Source organism: Streptomyces sp. Sge12, assembly GCF_002080455.1.
GTDB lineage: Bacteria > Actinomycetota > Actinomycetes > Streptomycetales > Streptomycetaceae > Streptomyces.
Map to the genome: position 1 here is coordinate 1,012,561 of NZ_CP020555.1, position 18,086 is coordinate 1,030,646.

The 18,086-nt window shown below is 70.6% G+C and carries 17 protein-coding genes and 1 pseudogene; 9 read left to right on the forward strand and 9 right to left on the reverse strand.

Features of this window, described 5'->3' with window-relative positions; translation table 11 throughout:
- Window positions 1–2: 2 nt before the first annotated feature.
- Together B6R96_RS04725 and B6R96_RS04730 are read left to right on the forward strand one after the other, a co-directional pair.
- Window positions 3–2,549, forward strand: coding sequence for an ATP-binding protein (locus B6R96_RS04725; protein ID WP_081521697.1), 2,547 nt, complete (start codon window positions 3–5; stop codon window positions 2,547–2,549).
- A gap of 547 nt (window positions 2,550–3,096) precedes the next feature.
- Window positions 3,097–4,332 (forward strand): hypothetical protein, encoded by a 1,236-nt coding sequence (locus B6R96_RS04730; RefSeq protein WP_081521698.1) that lies wholly within the window; start codon window positions 3,097–3,099, stop codon window positions 4,330–4,332.
- 435 nt (window positions 4,333–4,767) lie between these two features.
- Here the strand turns inward: B6R96_RS04730 and B6R96_RS04735 are convergent, their stop codons facing one another.
- The gene (locus B6R96_RS04735; protein WP_081521699.1) at window positions 4,768–5,907 is read right to left on the reverse strand and encodes a PucR family transcriptional regulator; all 1,140 of its coding nucleotides are present in this window, start codon (window positions 5,905–5,907) and stop codon (window positions 4,768–4,770) included.
- A gap of 87 nt (window positions 5,908–5,994) precedes the next feature.
- Here B6R96_RS04735 and B6R96_RS04740 point away from each other — a divergent pair, with 87 nt between their 5' ends.
- Together B6R96_RS04740 and B6R96_RS04745 are read left to right on the forward strand one after the other, a co-directional pair.
- A complete protein-coding gene (locus B6R96_RS04740; RefSeq protein WP_081521700.1) occupies window positions 5,995–7,050 on the forward strand; it encodes a ferredoxin reductase in 1,056 nt (351 codons plus the stop codon).
- Between the two features lie 7 nt (window positions 7,051–7,057).
- The gene (locus B6R96_RS04745; RefSeq protein ID WP_053173478.1) at window positions 7,058–8,176 is read left to right on the forward strand and encodes a fatty acid desaturase family protein; all 1,119 of its coding nucleotides are present in this window, start codon (window positions 7,058–7,060) and stop codon (window positions 8,174–8,176) included.
- Window positions 8,177–8,946: 770 nt separating this feature from the next.
- Here B6R96_RS04745 and B6R96_RS04750 read toward each other — a convergent pair.
- A complete protein-coding gene (locus B6R96_RS04750; protein ID WP_081521701.1) occupies window positions 8,947–9,420 on the reverse strand; it encodes a nuclear transport factor 2 family protein in 474 nt (157 codons plus the stop codon).
- Between the two features lie 308 nt (window positions 9,421–9,728).
- Between B6R96_RS04750 and B6R96_RS37920 the strand changes: the two are divergent.
- Window positions 9,729–9,926: pseudogene (locus tag B6R96_RS37920) on the forward strand (IS110 family transposase); the annotation flags it as partial.
- A gap of 53 nt (window positions 9,927–9,979) precedes the next feature.
- Entirely contained in the window at window positions 9,980–10,288 is a 309-nt protein-coding gene (locus B6R96_RS04760) for a hypothetical protein (RefSeq protein ID WP_081521702.1), read from the forward strand.
- Between the two features lie 322 nt (window positions 10,289–10,610).
- Here B6R96_RS04760 and B6R96_RS04765 read toward each other — a convergent pair whose 3' ends face one another.
- Entirely contained in the window at window positions 10,611–11,060 is a 450-nt protein-coding gene (locus B6R96_RS04765) for a hypothetical protein (protein WP_030387455.1), read from the reverse strand.
- Between the two features lie 483 nt (window positions 11,061–11,543).
- Between B6R96_RS04765 and B6R96_RS04770 the strand changes: the two genes are divergently transcribed.
- Window positions 11,544–11,843: a hypothetical protein gene (locus tag B6R96_RS04770; protein WP_081521703.1), complete on the forward strand. Its 300-nt coding sequence runs from the start codon at window positions 11,544–11,546 to the stop codon at window positions 11,841–11,843.
- Between the two features lie 27 nt (window positions 11,844–11,870).
- Here B6R96_RS04770 and B6R96_RS04775 read toward each other — a convergent pair whose 3' ends face one another.
- A complete protein-coding gene (locus tag B6R96_RS04775; RefSeq protein ID WP_081521704.1) occupies window positions 11,871–12,167 on the reverse strand; it encodes a DUF2188 domain-containing protein in 297 nt (98 codons plus the stop codon).
- A 250-nt stretch (window positions 12,168–12,417) separates the two neighbouring features.
- Entirely contained in the window at window positions 12,418–12,540 is a 123-nt protein-coding gene (locus tag B6R96_RS38510) for a hypothetical protein (protein WP_257789485.1), read from the reverse strand.
- A 427-nt stretch (window positions 12,541–12,967) separates the two neighbouring features.
- On the opposite strand from B6R96_RS38510, the gene B6R96_RS04780 reads away from it, so the two are divergent.
- Both B6R96_RS04780 and B6R96_RS37630 read left to right on the forward strand, forming a co-directional pair.
- A complete protein-coding gene (locus B6R96_RS04780) occupies window positions 12,968–13,669 on the forward strand; it encodes a DUF4232 domain-containing protein (RefSeq protein WP_081521705.1) in 702 nt (233 codons plus the stop codon).
- A 479-nt stretch (window positions 13,670–14,148) separates the two neighbouring features.
- Complete coding sequence (locus B6R96_RS37630; RefSeq protein ID WP_203351589.1) at window positions 14,149–14,718, forward strand: hypothetical protein; 570 nt, start codon at window positions 14,149–14,151, stop codon at window positions 14,716–14,718.
- 506 nt (window positions 14,719–15,224) lie between these two features.
- On the opposite strand, the gene B6R96_RS04795 is transcribed toward B6R96_RS37630, so the two are convergent.
- The 4 genes from B6R96_RS04795 to B6R96_RS04810 all read right to left on the reverse strand — a co-directional run bounded on the left by B6R96_RS04795 (window position 15,225) and on the right by B6R96_RS04810 (window position 18,082).
- Entirely contained in the window at window positions 15,225–15,545 is a 321-nt protein-coding gene (locus B6R96_RS04795) for a transcriptional regulator (RefSeq protein ID WP_079406923.1), read from the reverse strand.
- Complete coding sequence (locus B6R96_RS04800; RefSeq protein WP_081521706.1) at window positions 15,542–16,033, reverse strand: hypothetical protein; 492 nt, start codon at window positions 16,031–16,033, stop codon at window positions 15,542–15,544. The genes B6R96_RS04795 and B6R96_RS04800 overlap by 4 nt, the downstream gene beginning before the upstream one ends.
- A gap of 223 nt (window positions 16,034–16,256) precedes the next feature.
- The gene (locus tag B6R96_RS04805; RefSeq protein WP_081521707.1) at window positions 16,257–17,174 is read right to left on the reverse strand and encodes an ABC transporter permease; all 918 of its coding nucleotides are present in this window, start codon (window positions 17,172–17,174) and stop codon (window positions 16,257–16,259) included.
- Window positions 17,171–18,082, reverse strand: a complete 912-nt coding sequence (locus B6R96_RS04810; protein WP_081521708.1) for an ABC transporter ATP-binding protein — start codon at window positions 18,080–18,082, stop codon at window positions 17,171–17,173. The genes B6R96_RS04805 and B6R96_RS04810 overlap by 4 nt, the downstream gene beginning before the upstream one ends.
- Between the last annotated feature and the right edge of the window lie 4 nt (window positions 18,083–18,086).

Below are 18,086 nucleotides of genomic sequence, written 5' to 3' on the forward strand. Positions count from 1 at the left end.
TCATGGCACGCGGCACGTTTCGTATCTACCTGGGCTCGGCCCCCGGCGTCGGCAAGACGTACGCGATGCTGTCGGAGGGCCACCGCCGGGTGGAGCGGGGCACCGATGCCGTGGTCGCCTTCGTCGAGCACCACCACCGTCCGCGCACCGAGGTGATGCTCCACGGGCTGGAGCAGATCTCCCGGCGCGAGCTGGAGTACCGCGGTTCCACGTTCACCGAGATGGACGTGGACGCGGTCCTCGCCCGCCGTCCCTCCGTCGCCCTCGTGGACGAACTCGCGCACTCCAACGTGCCGGGCTCGCGCAACGCCAAGCGCTGGCAGGACGTGGAGGAGCTCCTCCAGGCCGGCATCGACGTCGTCTCGACCGTCAACATCCAGCACCTGGAGTCCCTCGGCGACGTCGTCGAGACGATCACCGGAGTGCGGCAGCGGGAGACCGTGCCGGACGAAGTGGTCCGCCGGGCCGACCAGATCGAGCTCGTCGACATGTCCCCGCAGGCCCTGCGCCGCCGCATGGCCCACGGGAACATATACAAGCCCGACAAGGTCGACGCGGCCCTGTCCAACTACTTCCGGCCCGGAAACCTCACCGCACTGCGCGAGCTCGCCCTGCTCTGGGTCGCCGACCGCGTGGACGAGTACCTCCGCGAGTACCGCGGCGAGCACAACATCCGCACCACCTGGCAGGCACGCGAACGCATCGTCGTGGGCATCACCGGCGGGCCGGAGGGCCGTACCCTCATCCGCCGGGCGGCCCGCCTCGCCGAGAAGGGCTCGGGCGGCGAGGTGCTCGCCGTCTACATCGCCCGCAGCGACGGTCTGACGGCCGCGTCCCCGAAGGAGCTCGCCCTCCAGCGGACCCTGGTCGAGGACCTCGGCGGTACGTTCCACCACGTCATAGGCGACCATGTCCCCGACGCGCTGCTGGAGTTCGCCCGCGGGGTGAACGCCACCCAGATCGTCCTCGGTGTCAGCCGCAGACGCTCCTGGCAGTCCGTGTTCAGCCCGGGCGTCAGCGCCACCGTCGCACGCGAGTCCGGCCCCGACCTCGACGTGCACATCGTCACGCACGACGAGGCCGCCAAGGGCCGCCGCACCCTGCCCGTCGCACGCGGCGGACGACTCGCCAGACCCCGCATCGTGTGGGGCTGGCTGACCGGCATCGGAGGCCCGGCGCTGCTCACTCTGCTGCTGAGCCAGGTCGTCCCCGAGCTCGGGCTCGCCAACGACATGCTGCTCTTCCTCACGTGCACCGTGGCGGCCGCGCTCCTCGGCGGGCTGCTCCCCGCGCTCGCCTCGGCGGCCTTCGGCTCCCTGCTGCTGAACTACTGGTTCACGCCCCCGCTCCACCGGCTCACCATCTCCGACCCCAAGAACATCGTCGCCATCGCGATCTTCGTGGGCGTGGCCGTGTCGGTGGCCTCCGTCGTCGACCTGGCCGCCCGCCGCACCCACCAGGCCGCCCGGCTCCGCGCCGAGTCCGAGATCCTCTCCTTCCTCGCCGGCAGCATCCTGCGCGGCGAGACCGCCCTCGACGCCCTGCTGGAGCGGGTCCGCGAGACCTTCGCCATGGAGTCCGTCGCCCTGCTGGAGCGCGGGAGCGAGGTCGATCCGTGGACCTGTGCGGGCAGCACCGGCCGCAGTCCGGTCACCCGCCCCGAGGACGCCGACGTCGACATGCCCATCGGCGAGAACATGGCGCTCGCCCTGACCGGCCGGGTCCTGCCCGCGGAGGACCGCCGGGTGCTCGGCGCCTTCGCCGCGCAGGCCGCCGTCGTGCTCGACCGCCAGCGGCTGGTCGACGAGGCCGAGGAGGCACGGCGCCTGATCGAGGGCAACCAGATCCGCACGGCGCTGCTGGCCGCCGTCAGCCATGACCTGCGCACCCCGCTCGCCTCCGTCAAGGTCGCCGTCACCTCGCTCCGTTCCACCGACGTGGAGTGGTCCGAGGAGGACCGGGCCGAGCTGCTGGAGGGCATCGAGGACGGCGCCGACCGCCTCGACCACCTGATCGGGAACCTCCTCGACATGTCCCGCCTGCAGACCCGGACCGTCGTCCCGATCGTCCGGGAGACCGACCTCGACGAGGTCGTACCGATGGCCCTGGCCGGCGTACCCGACGACAGCGTGGTCCTCGACATCCCCGAGACGCTGCCCATGGTCGCCGTCGACCGCGGTCTGCTGGAGCGGGCCGTCGCCAACATCGTGGAGAACGCCGTCAAGTACAGCCCTGCCGGCGAGAGCGTCCTGGTGGCCGCCAGCGCCGTCGCCACCCGGCTCGAAGTCCGCGTCGTCGACCGCGGACCCGGCGTCCCCGACGAGGCCAAGGAACGGATCTTCGAGCCGTTCCAGCGGTACGGGGACGCCCCCGGCGGCGCGGGGGTGGGCCTCGGCCTCGCCGTGGCGAGGGGCTTCCTGGAAGCCATGGACGGCACGCTGACCGCCGAGGACACCCCGGGCGGCGGCCTGACGATGGTCCTCACCCTGCCCCTGAAGGAAGGGACACCGCAGGCACTCCCCGACCTACCGGCCGGAGCCACCACCTGATCCCGACCCCCGTGCCCGGACGGGGAACGAGAACCGTCGGCGTCGGGCCCAGGCATGCCTGGGCCCGCTCGCCGTTGCCGAGCTCACCCCCACCCCCACCCCCGACCCGGCCCCGGCTGAAGGCCCTTGCGATATGACGCAGGGCGGGGACCGAGGTGGCGATGGCCAGTCCCGGGAGAGCCGGGAACCACCAGAACGCGCCCAGGCGGTCACGGCCGTCAGCCACGGGGGGACTGAGAGCCTGCGAAGCCGAACTCCTTTGACGCGAGGGCGAGTACGGGGTGCCGGGCGTGAGGTGGGACGTACTGCCCCACGACCCGCCGCGCCCAGTGCCAGCACTCGGGCGCCGCCGGCCGGACCGGCAGGTCTGTGACTCCCCCGCCCATACCGGCGGGCTGGCGGCAGCCGAACGCAGGGCGCGCATGAGCATCCGCACGCCCCCAATTCGCCTCCAAGGGCAGCCGCACGCCCTTGCCGGGCATTTCTGACCCTCACTACGGTCACGCAGAGTACACATCGTGCACACACAGTTACCGCAAGGGGATCCATGAACAAGGCTGCTTGGCGTTCGCTCGCGCTCGCGACCGCGCTCGCCGTCCTTCCGCTCGGAGCGACCGCCGCCGAAGCGGAGCCGCCCGGGCCCCTGTCCGCAGATGCCGTGGCGGCCATGACGCCACAACAGCAGGGCGAGGTGCTGGAACCCCTGCGGGTCGTGGCCGACGCCGCCGCGCGGGTCGGCCGGGGCCCGCACGCGGACGTGTACACGCAGGTCGAGATGGCCGCCGACTACCGCTCGGTCAACGTCTACCTCACCGACCCGAACCGGGGCCCGGCCTTCCTCGACGCGGTGCGCAAGGCCAACCCGCAGGCCGACACGAAGCTGCTGAACGTACGCAAGAGCGCGAAGACGCTGCAGCAGCTCAGGAAGGAGATCACGGACTTCCGCAGCCGCAAGGACCTGCCCTTCAAGATCGAGATGGCGGGCAGCACCGTCGACGGCGGAGCGATCGAGCTCGCAGTGGACGACGCGCAGGCCGCACAGAAGTACCTCGCCGGGCCCGCCGTCGCCCAGCAGCTCGCGGCAGCCCGGGCCACTCCCCTCCGCATCCGCGAGTCCGCTCCCTCGGTGCCGCTGAGCCGTTGGGACGACCGGGCGCCGTTCTACGCGGGGGCCGCGCTCGGACCCGCGGTCGGCTCTTTCGCCACGTGCACCAGCGGTATCCCTGCCGTGAGCACCGTGGACAACCGCCCGTGGCTCGTCACCGCGGGCCACTGCTACGGCCCCGGCGCGACCGTCTTCACCGCCGGCGGCTTCCGCGTCGGCCAGATCGAAGCCGAAATCCCCGACCTCGACTCGGCGTTCATCGCGGCGTCGACGAGCCGCTACACGTGGGACGGCCTCGACGCGCAGGGGTACACCCGGCGCCTCAACGGCGTACGCAACGCGGCGGTGGGCGACTTCACCTGCCAACTCGGCTACAACTCCAAGGTCGTCTGCAACATCCGCACCACGTACGCGGGCAGCGGCACCTGGGTGACCGAAGGCGCGTACATCTGGGGAAGCGCCGGCGTCCCGCACAACGGCGGCATCGTCGCCCGGCCCGGCGACAGCGGCGGCCCCGTGATCACCATCAACGACCAGGACTCCCGGCAGCTGAACGGCATGGTCGTCAACGCGTGGGGCTGCGAGGGCCTCGGCAACGACAGGGTCTGCCGCTACGAGGTGGGCTGGATCGAAGTGGGCGACATCTTCGAAAGGTTCGGCCTCAGGCTCGCGGACTGACACGGACGGGTCGTAAGGCCGACCCGGTGACTGCCGGGTCGGCCCTGGGCCATACAAATGGAACAACTTCCTCACCATTGGCCTGTCCCGTGCCGGGCCATACCGCTGCGACGACGGGCCCCTGCAAGGCCCGGGCGTGCTGCATGGCCGTCAGCCTGCGAACGAAAAGCACCGCGAGGACGGCCGCCGTGATGTCGAGGACGTCACCTGCCAGCATCGTTGTGGCCGCGTCACGCGCCGCCTCGGCGCTCTCCGCACGGGCGTACGTCTGGCGGCCCACGGCCGGTTCACATCCACGCCCACCACCAGTGACGACCCACCGCTCCCCCAGTGACCGCGAAACGATCACCGCGGCGAACAGCTCGTGGGCCCCGTCCGAGAACACGCTCGCGGACGCGGTCGTGGGCAGTCGACAGGCGACAGTCGACGTACGCGTCAGCCGGCCCGAAGACCGACCGCCAGTGTCAGTTCAAGGACTCGCTGTGGCGATGCGAGGTCCGGAAACAGCTCCCGCAGCTGCGTCATCCGGTACCGGACCGTCTGGGGATGGACGAACAACGCCGCCGCCACCTCGTCCCGCCTGCCCTGGTGCAGCAGCCACGCCCGCAACGTCTCCTCCAGCCGCCGTGCCGTGGCGACAGGCAAGGCCCGCAGCGGTGCGAGCGCTCGCGCACGCAGGTCTGCGAACGCGTCCACGTCGGCGCTCAGCACCAGCTCGGGCAGGTGGTCCTCGGTGTCGCGGATATCGGAGGAGAGGGAGCGCGCCCGTACGGCTCGTGCGTACGAGGCGGACGCACGGGTCCATGGCCGGGCCGGGCCGACCACGGCGGTGCGTTCGGTCAGCTGCCGCAACAGATGTGATCGGTCGGCATCGGGGACGAGCAGCACACCGGTGGCGTCCGGCAGATCGTCGAGGACGAGGGTGCTCGGGTCGAGCGCGCGGTAGGCAGGCCGGGCCTGGGCGGCGGGCAGTAGGACCGCGGTCAGCGAAACCGGAGGCTGCCACCCGGCCCGTTGAACGGAGGCCAGCAGCACCTCCGGGCTCGCGCCGGCGAGGAGGTCGCGGGCCAGGTGTTCCAGGTGGCGCTCGTGGGCCCTGCCCCGGGCGCCCAGTTCGTCGGCGTGGCCCGCGGCGCTCGCGGCAGACAGCTCGTCGATGTAGGCGAAGGTCAGCTCGGCGAACTTGGCGACCTCGGCGGCGGGCAGACCTACGGGGACGGCACCCGCTGCCAGGCATCGCCAGGCCACGCGGGCGCCGACGCGGTAGGCGCTGAGCAGGGCGTCCATCGAACGGCCGTCGCGCACCTCGCCGCGGCCCAGCTCGTAGGCCGCGTCACCGGCGTCGCCGCCTGTGGCCTTCCCGCTGGCGAGGTCCAGGTAGTGCCCCAGGGCAGTACGGACGGCCCGGCGGATGGTGGCGCCCATGCGGCCCGAAAGGGCGTTCGCATAGGGAGGGACCTCGTCGATGATCGCCTGGACCACCTCGTCGGCGGTGGTCTTCAGCACGGCCCGAAGCGCGGTGACCGTCGTCTCATCGAGGGCCAGTTCGCTGGCCCTCCGGATTGCATGGCTCACGTTTTTGTTCCCTGCGAACAATTCGGTCGATCAAATTTACGTCCTGTGGTCAGGACTTTACGCCTCGCGGCGCAGCAAGCTGGAGTCATGACGAGTGCAGCCCTTCGCAGCAGGGCCTGGAAACTGCTGGAGATGGTCACGACGCCGCTGCTGCCGTCGGACTACCTGGACCTGGTCAGCCCGCTGCGTGCGGGCGCTGACCTGCGCGGGCGCATCGAGGCAGTGCACCCCGAGACGGGCGACGCCGCGACGGTCGTGATCAGGCCGGGACGGGGCTGGCGCGGCCACACAGCCGGCCAGTACGTGCGGATCGGCGTCGATGTCGACGGGGTGCGCCTGTGGCGTGCCTACTCCATCACCTCGCCGACGAACCGGGGGGACGGCCGCGTCACGATCACCGTGAAGGCGATCCCGGACGGCAAGGTCAGCAACCATCTGGTCCGCAGGGCGAAACCGGGCACGCTGGTGCAGCTCGACCAGCCGACCGGTGACTTCGTGCTGCCGCAGGCCAAGCCCGCCAAGGTGCTCTACCTGACGGCCGGCAGCGGCATCACGCCCGTGATGGGCATGCTGCGCGACAGCGAGTTCGACGACGTCGTCATGGTCCACTGCGCGCCACAGCCGCAGGACGTGATCTTCCGCAACGAGCTGCACGACCTGGTCGCGGACAAGAAGCTGCGGCTCACCGAGGTGCACACCGACACGGACGGCATGCTCGACATCGCCCGTCTCGACGAGCTCGTGCCCGACTGGGCCGAGCGCGAGACCTGGGCCTGCGGGCCCGGGGGCCTGCTGGACGCCGCCGAAGAGCACTGGACCGGGCACGGCGTACAGGAGCGCCTGCACACCGAACGTTTCCGCCCCGGCATCGTCGTCACCGGCGACGGCGGCGAGGTCACGTTCAGCGCCACCGGCAAGACCGTCGACGCGGACGGCGCCACGCCGCTGCTGGACGTCGGCGAGGAGGCCGGCGTGCTCATGCCCTCCGGGTGCCGCATGGGCATCTGCTTCGGCTGCGTCACGCCGCTCAAGGCGGGCGCCGTCCGCGACCTGCGCACCGGCGAGATCACCGAGGCCGAGCCGGGCGTCCTCATCCAGACCTGTGTGTCCGCCGCGGCGGGCCCCTGCGACATCGAACGGTAGGAGCACCTTGACCGCCATCGACCCCACCGCCCACCTGACCGCGGAGCAGATCGAGGAGCTCGGCCGCGAGCTGGACGCGATCCGCGACGAGGTGATCGCCGGCCGCGGCGAGAAGGACGCCGCCTACATCCGCAAGGTCATCTCGGCGCAGCGCAAGCTCGAGCTCGTCAGCAGGGGCGTGCTGCTGTTCTCGTTCTTCCCGCCCGCGTGGCTGCTCGGCACCGCCGGTCTGTCCGTGGCGAAGATCATGGACAACATGGAGATCGGCCACAACATCCTGCACGGCCAGTGGGACTGGATGCGGGACCCGAAGATCCACTCCACCACCTGGGAGTGGGATCACGTCTCGCCGTCCGAGCAGTGGAGGCACTCGCACAACGAGCTGCACCACACGTACACCAACGTGATCGGCAAGGACAACGACCTCGGCTACGGCATCATGCGCGTCGACGAGGACCAGAAGTGGCACCCGTTCCACCTCGGCCAGCCGCTGTGGAACTTCCTCAACGCCTGCTTCTTCGAGTACGGCATCGCAGCGTACGACCTGGAGCTCGGCAAGAACCTGCACAAACGCCGCCGCAAGAACCCGGAGTTCCGCGCGCGGGCCAAGGCCGTGGGCCGCAAGATCCGCAAGCAGGTGCTCAAGGACTACGTGATCCACCCGCTGCTGTCGGGCCCGTCGTTCCTCACCACGCTCGCCGCCACGTTCACCGCGAACCTCGTCCGCAACATCTGGTCCCACTCGGTGATCATGTGCGGGCACTTCCCCGAAGGCGTACAGGTCTTCGAACGCCGGTCGATCAAGAACGAAACGCGCGGCCAGTGGTACCTGCGCCAGATGATGGGCTCGGCGAACATCAGCGGCAGCAAGGCCATGCACTTCATGACCGGCAACCTGTCGCACCAGATCGAGCACCACCTGTTCCCGGACCTGCCGAGCAACCGGTACGCCGAGGTCGCGGTGAAGGTGCGCGCGCTGTTCGAGAAGTACGAGCTGGAGTACGTCACCGGGCCGCTCCCCAAGCAGGTGTTCTCCGCGTGGCACAAGGTCTTCCGGCTCTCACTGCCGAACAAGAAGCCCAAGGTCAAAACGCCGGACCGCGAGCAGGAGCTCGTCGCGGCCTGACCCCGTTACTGGTTCAGGTCTTTCGGCCGTACCGGCGCCGCCGCTGGTCCGGTCAGCCGCGGTGGAACAGGCCTGCGCCTGCGGCGCGGGCCTCCAGGCGCCAACCTGTGCTGTAGCCGCATGGGCGCAGGCACACGAGACCCAAGGCGACCAAGCGGTCTTCGAGCCCGGCGCAAGGCTTCCCGCGGCGGTGAAGGCGGGTCCGGAGGCCGCCACCGGATGACGGCCGGGCGCCGCTCGGCGACGGCACATGGCTCACCCACGACCAAGAGACAGTGCAGCGCTGGACGATCGCCTGACCGGAGCCGCCCTCACGTCCGCGACACCATGTTCCTGCCGGCTTGTGGCAGGAGGCTCGGCTTGGCGGTGCAATGGCGCACCCCTGCGGCATGGCCAAGGGGCTCTGATCGAGCCGGTGATGACTGCGTGAATAAACCGGCACCGCTCGGTCACGGTCCGCGGGCACCAGGGGGCCTACGCCATGTGGGACATCATGAACGCGATCCTCCACCAACGCCGTACGGGCTGCCGTTAGGCCGGACGGCAGGACTCGCAGGCGTGACTGTCGATTGCGGTCACCAGGTCGCGCCCCGCGGCCTGGACGGCGGCGTCCGCATCACGAGTCAGCACGTCCGCCATGCTCCTGCCGTCGAGCACGGCTCGGTGAGCTGCTACAAGCGTTCATCGTTCTCAGGCTCTGGCTCTGGCTCTGGCTCTGGCTCAAATTCTGTGAAGTGTCACTCCGGGTGCTCGGGCTGATCATCCGAGGATCATGGCTGGCCAGGGTCGTCGAGGCGTTCCGTAGGGCCGGCGAAGGAGAGGAACAGAGTCCGGGTGGAGAGCAGCCAGGTGTCGTCCACCTTGCGGAACGTGTCTTCGTAGTGCCCCACCTGAACCGGGGGCCGGGGTGGTACGAGGCCTTCGGTGTAGCCGTCGACTCGGTAGGTCGTGAAGTAGGTGGTGGCGGCGGCCGTGTCCGCAGAGGTCACGGTGACCAGGATGTTGGTGCAAATACGGCGTGACAGCCGGTCCGCCGGCCGCCCGCCGAAGTAGGCGCGCAGGGCATCGTGACCCGCTATGCGGCGATCGCCGGCGGGCCACTCCCACATGCCATCCTGCGTGAACAGATCCGCCACCGAGCTCGGGTCCCCGAGGTCGAGCCGGTGAACGAACTCGACGGTCAGCCGCTCACAGGCCCGCTCTGCGAGCAGACGTTCCACCGGGTCAAGAGTTTCAGCATTCATGATCAACTCATATCAGGTCACGCATGGAAGAGGCAGACTCCCGAGCTGCGGCCCGTTTCCAACCTGGCCCATCGAGGTCGTGGAAACGGCTCCGGTGGCCTACGAGTGAAGCCCCATCCGCAAGCGCTAGGTCACGTGGCGAGCCCCGATAGCCAACTCGGCCAATTCTCAAACACCCTGGCCGGGAATGAAACGCTCTTTGAGCTTGCCGTTCAACGTCCGGCCTCGAACAGGTGGGACCCGGAGTGGCAGGCTGTGGTCGTGAACATCGCGAGCGACGACCAGCCAAGGCCGCTGTCGACATGCTTCTCTGGGCCTTCGCTTCCCTCGGCGGATCGGCCGGTGCCGATGCCCACTACCGGCGCCGACGGACCGGCGGGAACTGGCACATGCAGGCCCTGCGGCACCTGTTCAACCGGATGCTCGGGCAGCTGCACCACTGCCTCCAGGCACGCGTCCCCTTCGACGAAGCGGTCGCGTTTCCCCGTCCTGCTGCCGCAGGGTGATCACTGAGATCTCTCCATGACAGGCTGTGTCTTCTGAGCACTGAGGGAGAGCCATGGCAGAGGTCGGTGGATGGATCTGGGAGCGCAATCTGCGGTCGTTCCTGGAGTTGCTGTCGCACTACGTGGGCTACGGGTTCGATGCCACCGACTGGGAGACGGTGGCCCTGGCGGTCGAGGCGACCGACGACGAGCAGCCCGACGGCTGGTACTCGTATCCCTTGGTCGGTGAGCACCGGCAAGTCGAGGTTCGGCTTGCCCGCGCGGTCGGCGGCGACGAGCTCATGGTGGCAGTGAACGGAACTCTGACGCCCGAACTGGAAGTCCGGGCGGACACACTACTGGCCGCATTCTCAGCTGGCTGACCAAGGTCAACTTGACCTGTTAGCCACATGAGGTGTCTTCCGATGCACTGAGCGGCGCGTTCCGCTCTTCGTAGCGGTCCTTCTGCTGTCGGCCGGGCCGGGACCGCATCTGCTCCAGGTCCCCCGGTTGCGGCGACGCGCCGACCGGACGGCCGCGCACCCGAGGGAGGAGGCAGGACGCGCCCTCGCCCCGGCAGAACTCGGCGAGTCTGCCGGGGCGAGCCGGACCACTACGGCGGTTCCCGTGCGGTCGTCAGGTCGCAGGTCCTGCCCCCGACGACCGCGCGACGGCACAGGACGTCGCGGTCAGGAGGAGCCCGGGTCAGCGGACCTCGGTGACCCGGTGCTCCTTGAGCGCGCCACAGTTGGAGTTGTACACCTGCACGTGCACGTTGCTGATGCCGCCGCCCCAGTCGACGCAGTGGCCCTTGCCGTACACGTAGGCCGGGCCCGCGTACGACGTGTACCGGCCGTAGTCCTCGCCCCGCTCCCAGGTTGCCGGGACTTCGATCCAGAGGGCCATGTCCACGGCCGCACCCGGGTTGTTGCGGATGGTCGCGACGCAGTTCTTGCCGTTCGAGGCGTTGTACGTCAGGTAGACGGTGCCCAGCGAGCCGATGGCGGCCGAGTTCACGGTCTTGTAGGCGCTGCCGCAGACCTTCTGCGGCGTGGTGTTGGGCGCGGCGGTTGCGGGCGCCGCCAGCGCGGTCGTGGCCCCCAGGGCCAGGGCGGCGAATGCGGTGGTGGCAAGGACGGAACGGGTGAATTTCATGTTTCCCCCTGGTCGTCATCGGAGTTGGTCGCTCCTGCATGGTGTGACGTGAAGGACGACGGAACGGTTGCGCATCGTGCGCAAAAGGTGCGACCGGCCACCTGATTGGCGGCTTCTCGCCGCTCCCGGGCCCAGGACGCTTAGAGGGCCGGGTCGGCAGAGTCCCGGCGGCGGGTGTCCGGCGGTGGGCGTCCGGCAGCCGCCGGAAGATTGCGCGGGTGCGGGGAGGGGGGGAACCCGCGACACGACGACAACGCCCACGGCCCCGGGGTGGTCATGACCCGGGCAGCGGGCGTTGGCAGAGCCCCTTCTCGTGCAGCTGGCCCTCAGGCCGTAGCCGGCCCCACACCCGCGTCGTCGAGTACCAAGAGGGGTGAGTCTGCGAGCAGCACGGGAACGATGCCGTTGGCGCCTCGGGGCGGCAGGGAGTCACAGGTAGTGCGGTGACAGACGTCCGCGCCCCGCGCCTGAACGTCTTCGACCGTGGGGGTCAATGCGACCGGAGCGGAACGGGAGTGCTCTGGCTGCAGCAGCCGCGCGTTCGTCGCGGACAGCGAGGAGTGCTGGAACGAGGAGTCCTGGGAGGACGACGAGCCCGGTGCGGCCGGCTGCCCCTGCGGGAGCGAGGAGTTCGAGGCCGCGGTCGCGTTCTCACTCGGCGGCGACGGATCGGTCCGCTGGGTGACCGTTGGCCTGCGGTGCGTCAAGGACGGATTCTGCGGGATCCATGCCGGCTGGAAGATCGACTACAGCCCCACGGAACACCTCTTGACCATGGTCTAGGTCCGGCTGCCGTTCGTCACCGGGGCTTCAGTAGAGGCCCCCTCGCTCCCCTGCCCTGCGGCCACGCTCGTCGGGGGATGCCGTAGGGGCCTCGCCGTAGGTGTAGGCGGTGCGGATGTGACCGTCGCGGGCGTGGACGATGATCTGCGCGGGCTCGTGTTCCCTGGCGTGTCGGCGGGCTGCGTCGATCGCGTCCTTCTGGGTGCGGTGCGGTTCGTGCAACAGCCGACGGCCTTCTCTGCCCTCGACCTGCCACTTCACGCCTGCGGCGGCCGCCCGGTCACCGGACGGCGAGACGTGGTAGACGGTCATTCTCCCTGCCATGGTCCTTCTCCTCGCCCATCAGGTGCGCTCCGGGGCAGTTCCAGCACCAGGCGCAGCCTTGACCTGAAGGGAATATTCCCCTCCGGTTTCCCGGTGACACCGGCTCGGAGACGGCCGATACCCGAATCTGCGAAGGTGCAGCGGCCGCCGGCCCGCGTGGGGCTCCCGTCCACGGAGGTGCTCGCCCGCGCGGCGGAAGCCGGACGCCGGTGCCCGGCACATCGGCGTTCTCGGCCTTCTTGCGGGCGGGTCAGCGCCGCCTGCGGCTGATCGCCAGCCCGATTCCGACAAGAGCGAGCACAAGGAGGGCGATCACGAACCATGAAGGCATCAGTTCGAGTCCCTTGTATGCGAGCAGGCTGTCCGTCGACACGGCATACCCCTTCGGTCGGATGTTCCGCAGATGCCCTGTGGCTGCATCGAAATGCGTGGAGGCGTGGAGGGGTGAAGGGGTGGGTGGGACGACCTCGGCGGCCGCCGCCGATGCGTCGTACGGTGCGCATGCACCAGCGCCTTCACGGCCCGATCGCCCAGGCCCACCTGGACGACGATGACGCCGCCCTGGCTCTGATCGCGAACCTCCCCGACATCGGCGCCGCCCGGATCAAACACGGGCTCGCCCGCCGTGGACATCGACCCCGACCACGAGTTCGACTCCGAGATGGTGGCCATCGCACGGGCCGTCGGTCGCCCGGGGGCGCCGGTCGTGGGTGTCGGTCCCCGCTCACCGGACCGCGTAGATCATATTGTTTGCCGTTCGGGCGGCTTTCGTCCGAACGTACGAGACGGGGAGTTCTATCATGCGCATCCACCGGAGCCGTGCTGCGGCCCTTGCCGGCATCGTCGGGTTCGTCCTGGCACTGACCGGCTGCGGGGGCGCGGGGACCGGCGGCACGGGCACGCCGGCGGCTTCCGGCACCCCGGCCGCTTCCGGTACGGCGTCTGCGACTGCGACGGCGGCCGGTCCGAGCGGCACCGGCGATCCGGCGGGCGCCGCCGGCCCGACGCCGACGGGCCCCGACGGCAAGGGGCAGGTGACGGGCGGCGCCGACGCGACCACCGAGGACGCCTACGCCTACACCCACCCCTGTTCCGCCAGGAACCTCACCGTCAAGGTCACCTCGCCGCAGGGCTTCCCGGAGACCGTCCGGGTCGTCACGGTGACCAACAACGGTTCCAGCACGTGCGGCCTCGACTTCCACCCCGCCGTCGGCTTCAGCGCGAAGGGCTCCCCCCTCGGCATCCAGGCCACGCCGCCCGAGGGTCTGGGCGGCGCCCCGGCGCACCCGGTGCGGCCCGGGGCGACCACGTACGCGGCCGTGGACCTCAACCCCTCGGGCGGCGGCGGTCCCGTGGCCGACGAGATCAACATCCTGGCCGACCCGAGCCACATGCCGAACGCGGACGGCGTCAGCCTGCCGCTCGCCACCACGGGTACCGTCGCCAAGCCGAGGGTCGGGCTCTACCACTTCACCGCGCGCGACTCGTTCGACACCCTCTGACCGGACGCGGCGCGGGTGGCCGGGAGGGCGGGAGGGACGGCCGGACCGGAGTTGGCGTGCCGGGCACGGGCGGCGGGTGCGTCCATCGGCACGGCCCACCCGGCGGCTTCGCTGCTCACCACCGCCGATGATGAGGGTCTGGGCGCCGCCCAGGCAGTCGAGGTGTACGAGGCGCTCGCTCGCGGAGCGCGAGCACCGGGGCGACAGCCGGCACCTGACCGACGTCCTCCTCAACCGTGGACGCCGGCTGAACGCCTACGCCGCCGACGACGCGCACGTCCCGCCCCAGGATCCGCCCGGCTGCGTGGCCTCGGTCCAGGGGCGCGCCGAGCCCCTCGCCCCGGAAGCGCTCCCGTCGGCCCACCGACGGTGCTCCGGGCCTCCAGGTGGGCGAGGGCCAATTCGGCCGCACCGCCCCCCACGCAGCAGCGATCCTGAAGCCTCACGTTGCCGTCGACCGCCAGAAGGGACCCCACCTCATGCTGTGGCCCGCGCTCCGCGCGCACTCCCTCGGGAAGCTGACACCCGACCAGCAGCAATGGCTGCTCGGCACGTTCCGGCTCGACGCGACGCCCCGCACCGAGGGGCCCGGGGCGGCCGGGAGCATGGCGCACCGCTCCTTCGCTGATGACAACGGGACCCGCCTCGTCCTGGACGTGGCCCGGACCGGCGGGTCCGGCTGGGTGTTCACCTTGTTCTACCCGGGAGAACGGCCCTCCCCGGACACCGTCGAAGACCACCGGGCCTTGTTCCGCGCGGCCATCGACCGGCTCGGCCTCACCACCGTCGAGATCACCCCCGCCGCCACCGCCGACGAGGTCCTGGTCCCGTCCGTGGAACCGTCCGGCGACGCCGAATCCGCCTTCGGCTCCCACTGGTACCTGCCGTACGACGACCTTGACCGGGTGTGGCCGCACGTCGGACTGCGTGCGGACGCTCCGCGGGAGGTCAAGAAGGTCGAGCTGCGCCAGCTGATGCGGACCCCGGCCTGGCCCGCCGCTCCCACGGCTCTGCGGCTCCAGGCCGAGCGGTTTCTGCGCGGCGAATGACCCCGCCGCCGGGGGCCGCGGCCTGCTCGTCACCGCTGACGACGGCAAGGCGGGAATCGGCGAAGCTCGGCGCGTACTCCCGTGCGGACGGGCCGGCGGCGGCGCAGAAGCGGGTCCGGACCCGCCACGACACCCGTGGACCCGTTCGACGAACGTGTGCCGCCTGCACTTGGACCGGTCGCAAAGGCAGGCGCAGTAGGTGCCCGTACGGATCGTGCGGTCGAGGTGGGCGCCGAGCTCCGGTGAGCCGTACCGGCGTGTCGGCGTGCCGGTCGCGGCCTCCGAGGCCGACAGCCCGGGAGCGTTCGCTGATCAGGAAATCGCTTTCGGGCTGGGCCTGTTCCAGCCCGGCGAGGTCGGCGAGCTCTTGGCCGGTGCCGTCGCGCGCCTCGACCGCCTCGGCATCGACCGCGTGCACGTGGCCGGGCACTCCAGCGGCACGCGGGGCGCGTCCCGGCGCGCCCAGGACCGCCCAGGACCGCCCCGACCGCTCTCCCCGACCGTGATCAGGGAGTCGGATCCGGCGGTCCCACGATCGCCCGCAGCGCCGCGAGGTGCCCCTGGTAGGCCTCGCGGCCCTGCCGGGTCAGACGGAGCCACACGCGTTGCCGGGTGTCGCGGACGGCTTTGCGCTGCTCGACGTAGTCGGCGTCCATCAGCACGGCGACGTGCTTGCTCAGCACCGAGGCGGAGACGTCGAGTTGCTTCTGGACCAGGACGAACTCCGCCTCGCCCGCGGCGTCCAGCAGCGCGCAGATGCGCAGCCGGTTCGGGGCGTGGATGGTGGCGTCGAAACCCGCCAGCGGGTCCGGGGTCCCGGCGCTCACACGGTCTTCCGATGCAGGCGGACGAAGGCCAGGTGGAAGCCGACGGACGCGGCCGCGCTGATCAGCGAGGCCGCGATCAGCCACGCCGGCCGCCCCGTGAGGCGGAACGCGAACCCTGCTCCCACCACCAGCACGGGCAGGCCCACCGCGAGCGGCAAGGTCGCCCGCTTCGGCAACACGTCGAACCGCAGGGCCACCCCGGTCTTGTCGCGCCAGGCCTTGGCCGCGACGACGAAGAGCACCCAGTACGCCACCGCGCTCGCCAGCATGATGCCCAGCCAGGCCGAGTGCGGCAGCAGCCAGTCCGAGTCGGCCGTGACGCCGCCGTAGATGACGGGCAACGCGGCGGCGTAGAGCGTGAGCGTAATGAAGAACCAGTTCGGCCACGGCGTGGCCGCCAGCGCCGAGGTGGACGCCCGGACGTGCTCGGTGTCGGCCAGGGCGGAACGGGCCTGCTCGGGAGTCATGCGTACCGCGTCGGTTTCCATGCCGGAAAGAGTAGCGCTTAGTTTCCGATGCGGAAAGAGATGAGTTTCCGGTACGGCAAGTCCCTACGTCGAAGCGACCTCTCCCCGACCTCGCCCCGGCCGCGGCCCGGCCGCACCCCGGCCGCTGACGAAGCCGCGATCAGGCGACCTGATCGTTCTCCCGAAACCATCCACGTGCGGGCGGCCGTCGTGCCGCCCGGGCGGTTGGCCGACCGGGCACCTCTCACTGGTCGCGCCGTTGCACGCTGGTGACCGCGAGCACGGCTGCGGTGAGCGCCCACACCGCGTACACGGTCCAGGCTCCGCCGGTCGTCCACGGAAAGTCGGTGTGCGGGGAGCCGACCTGCACGAGCCGTGACCACGCCTGGTAGAGCGTGGCGTGCCCGGCGACCGCCGACCAGTGGCGGCCGTCGGTGAAGGCGAGGGGCAGCACGAGGATGACGACCACCGCGGCGATCATGGTGGCCGAGGTGTGCCTGATGACGGAGCCGATGGCCATGCCGGCGACCGCGCACACGGGCGCAAGGAGGGCGGACGCCACTACGACGCGCAGGGCGCCCGGGTGGCTGATCGATATGCCCGCGTCCCGGCCGTCGAGGATGGCCTGCGTCAGGGCGAACGAGGCCCCCGCGACGATCGCGCCGAAGACGGTGCTGGCCGCCGCGACGACGACCGTTTTGGCCGCCATCACCGAACGGCGGGCCGGAACGGCCGCGAACGTCGTACGGATGGTGCCCGTGCTGTACTCGCCGATGATCGCGATGGCGCCGATGGCACCGAGGGCGAGCATCATGACCATGGCGGCGTTCGCCGTGAACGCCTCCTGCAGGGGAATTCCGTCCCGGACGAAGTCGGCCCGGTCCGCCGCGGTCCGCTGAGGCCAGTAGTTGTACGTGTCGTAGGCGGTGCCCGCGTTGAACGCGATGACGGCCAGGGCGGTGGCCCCATAGGCGATCCAGGTCGAGCGCAGCGACCGGATCTTGATCCATTCGGCGGCGACCAGGTCGTGGAAGCGGGCGCGGGGTTCGGCGGGGCCGAGTCCGCCGGCGGGACCGTACGTCGCGGTCGCGGTCGTGGTCGTGGCCGGAACCGGAGTCGTGGCCGGAACCGGAGTCGTGGCCGGAGTCGGGGTCGGGGTCACCGGGGGTCTCCTGCGAGGTATTGGACGCTTTCGGCGGTGAGCTCCATGAACGCCTCCTCCAGGGAGGCGGACCGGGTGCTGAGGTGGTGCAGCGGAATGCGATGCTCCAGGGCGATCTCACCGATCCGGACCGCGGTCAGCCCGGTCACGGTGAGCAACTCGCCCTGTTGGGCGGGTACGACGGCGCCCTCGGCCGTCAGCAGGTCTCTCAGGGCGACCGCGGCGGTGGTGCCGACCACGGCGCTCTGCCGGGTGCCGCGGGCGGAGAACTCGGTGAGGCTTTCCGCCGCGATCAGTTCGCCGCGGCCGATGACGATCAGCTGGTCTGCGGTGTGCTCCATCTCGGACATGAGATGGCTGGACACGAACACGGTGCGGCCCTCGGCGGCGAGCCGCCTGAACAGGTCGCGCACCCACTTCACTCCTTCCGGGTCGAGGCCGTTGAGCGGTTCGTCGAAGAGCAGGACCGGCGGATCGCCGAGCAGGGCGGAGGCGATGCCGAGCCGCTGTTTCATGCCGAGCGAGAATCCTCCGATGCGGCGGCCGGCGACGTCGGCGAGGCCGACCTCCCGCAGCACCTCCTCCACCCGGCGCTGCGGTATGCGGTTGCTGCGGGCCAGCGCGGACAGTTGCGCCCGCGCGCTGCGCCCGCCGTGCACGTCGTGCGCATCGAGGAGGGCGCCGATGTGGCGCAGGCCGCGGGCGCGGTCACGGAAGGGGCGCCCGTCGATGGTGACGGTGCCGCTGGTGGGCTCGTGGAGGCCGAGGATCATCCGCAGCGTGGTGCTCTTGCCGGCGCCGTTCGGCCCGAGGAAGCCGGTCACCCGGCCGGGCCGCACGGCGAAGGTCAGGTCGTTGACAGCCGTCGTGCCGCCGTATCGCTTCGTGAGTTCATTGACTTCGATCACGGGG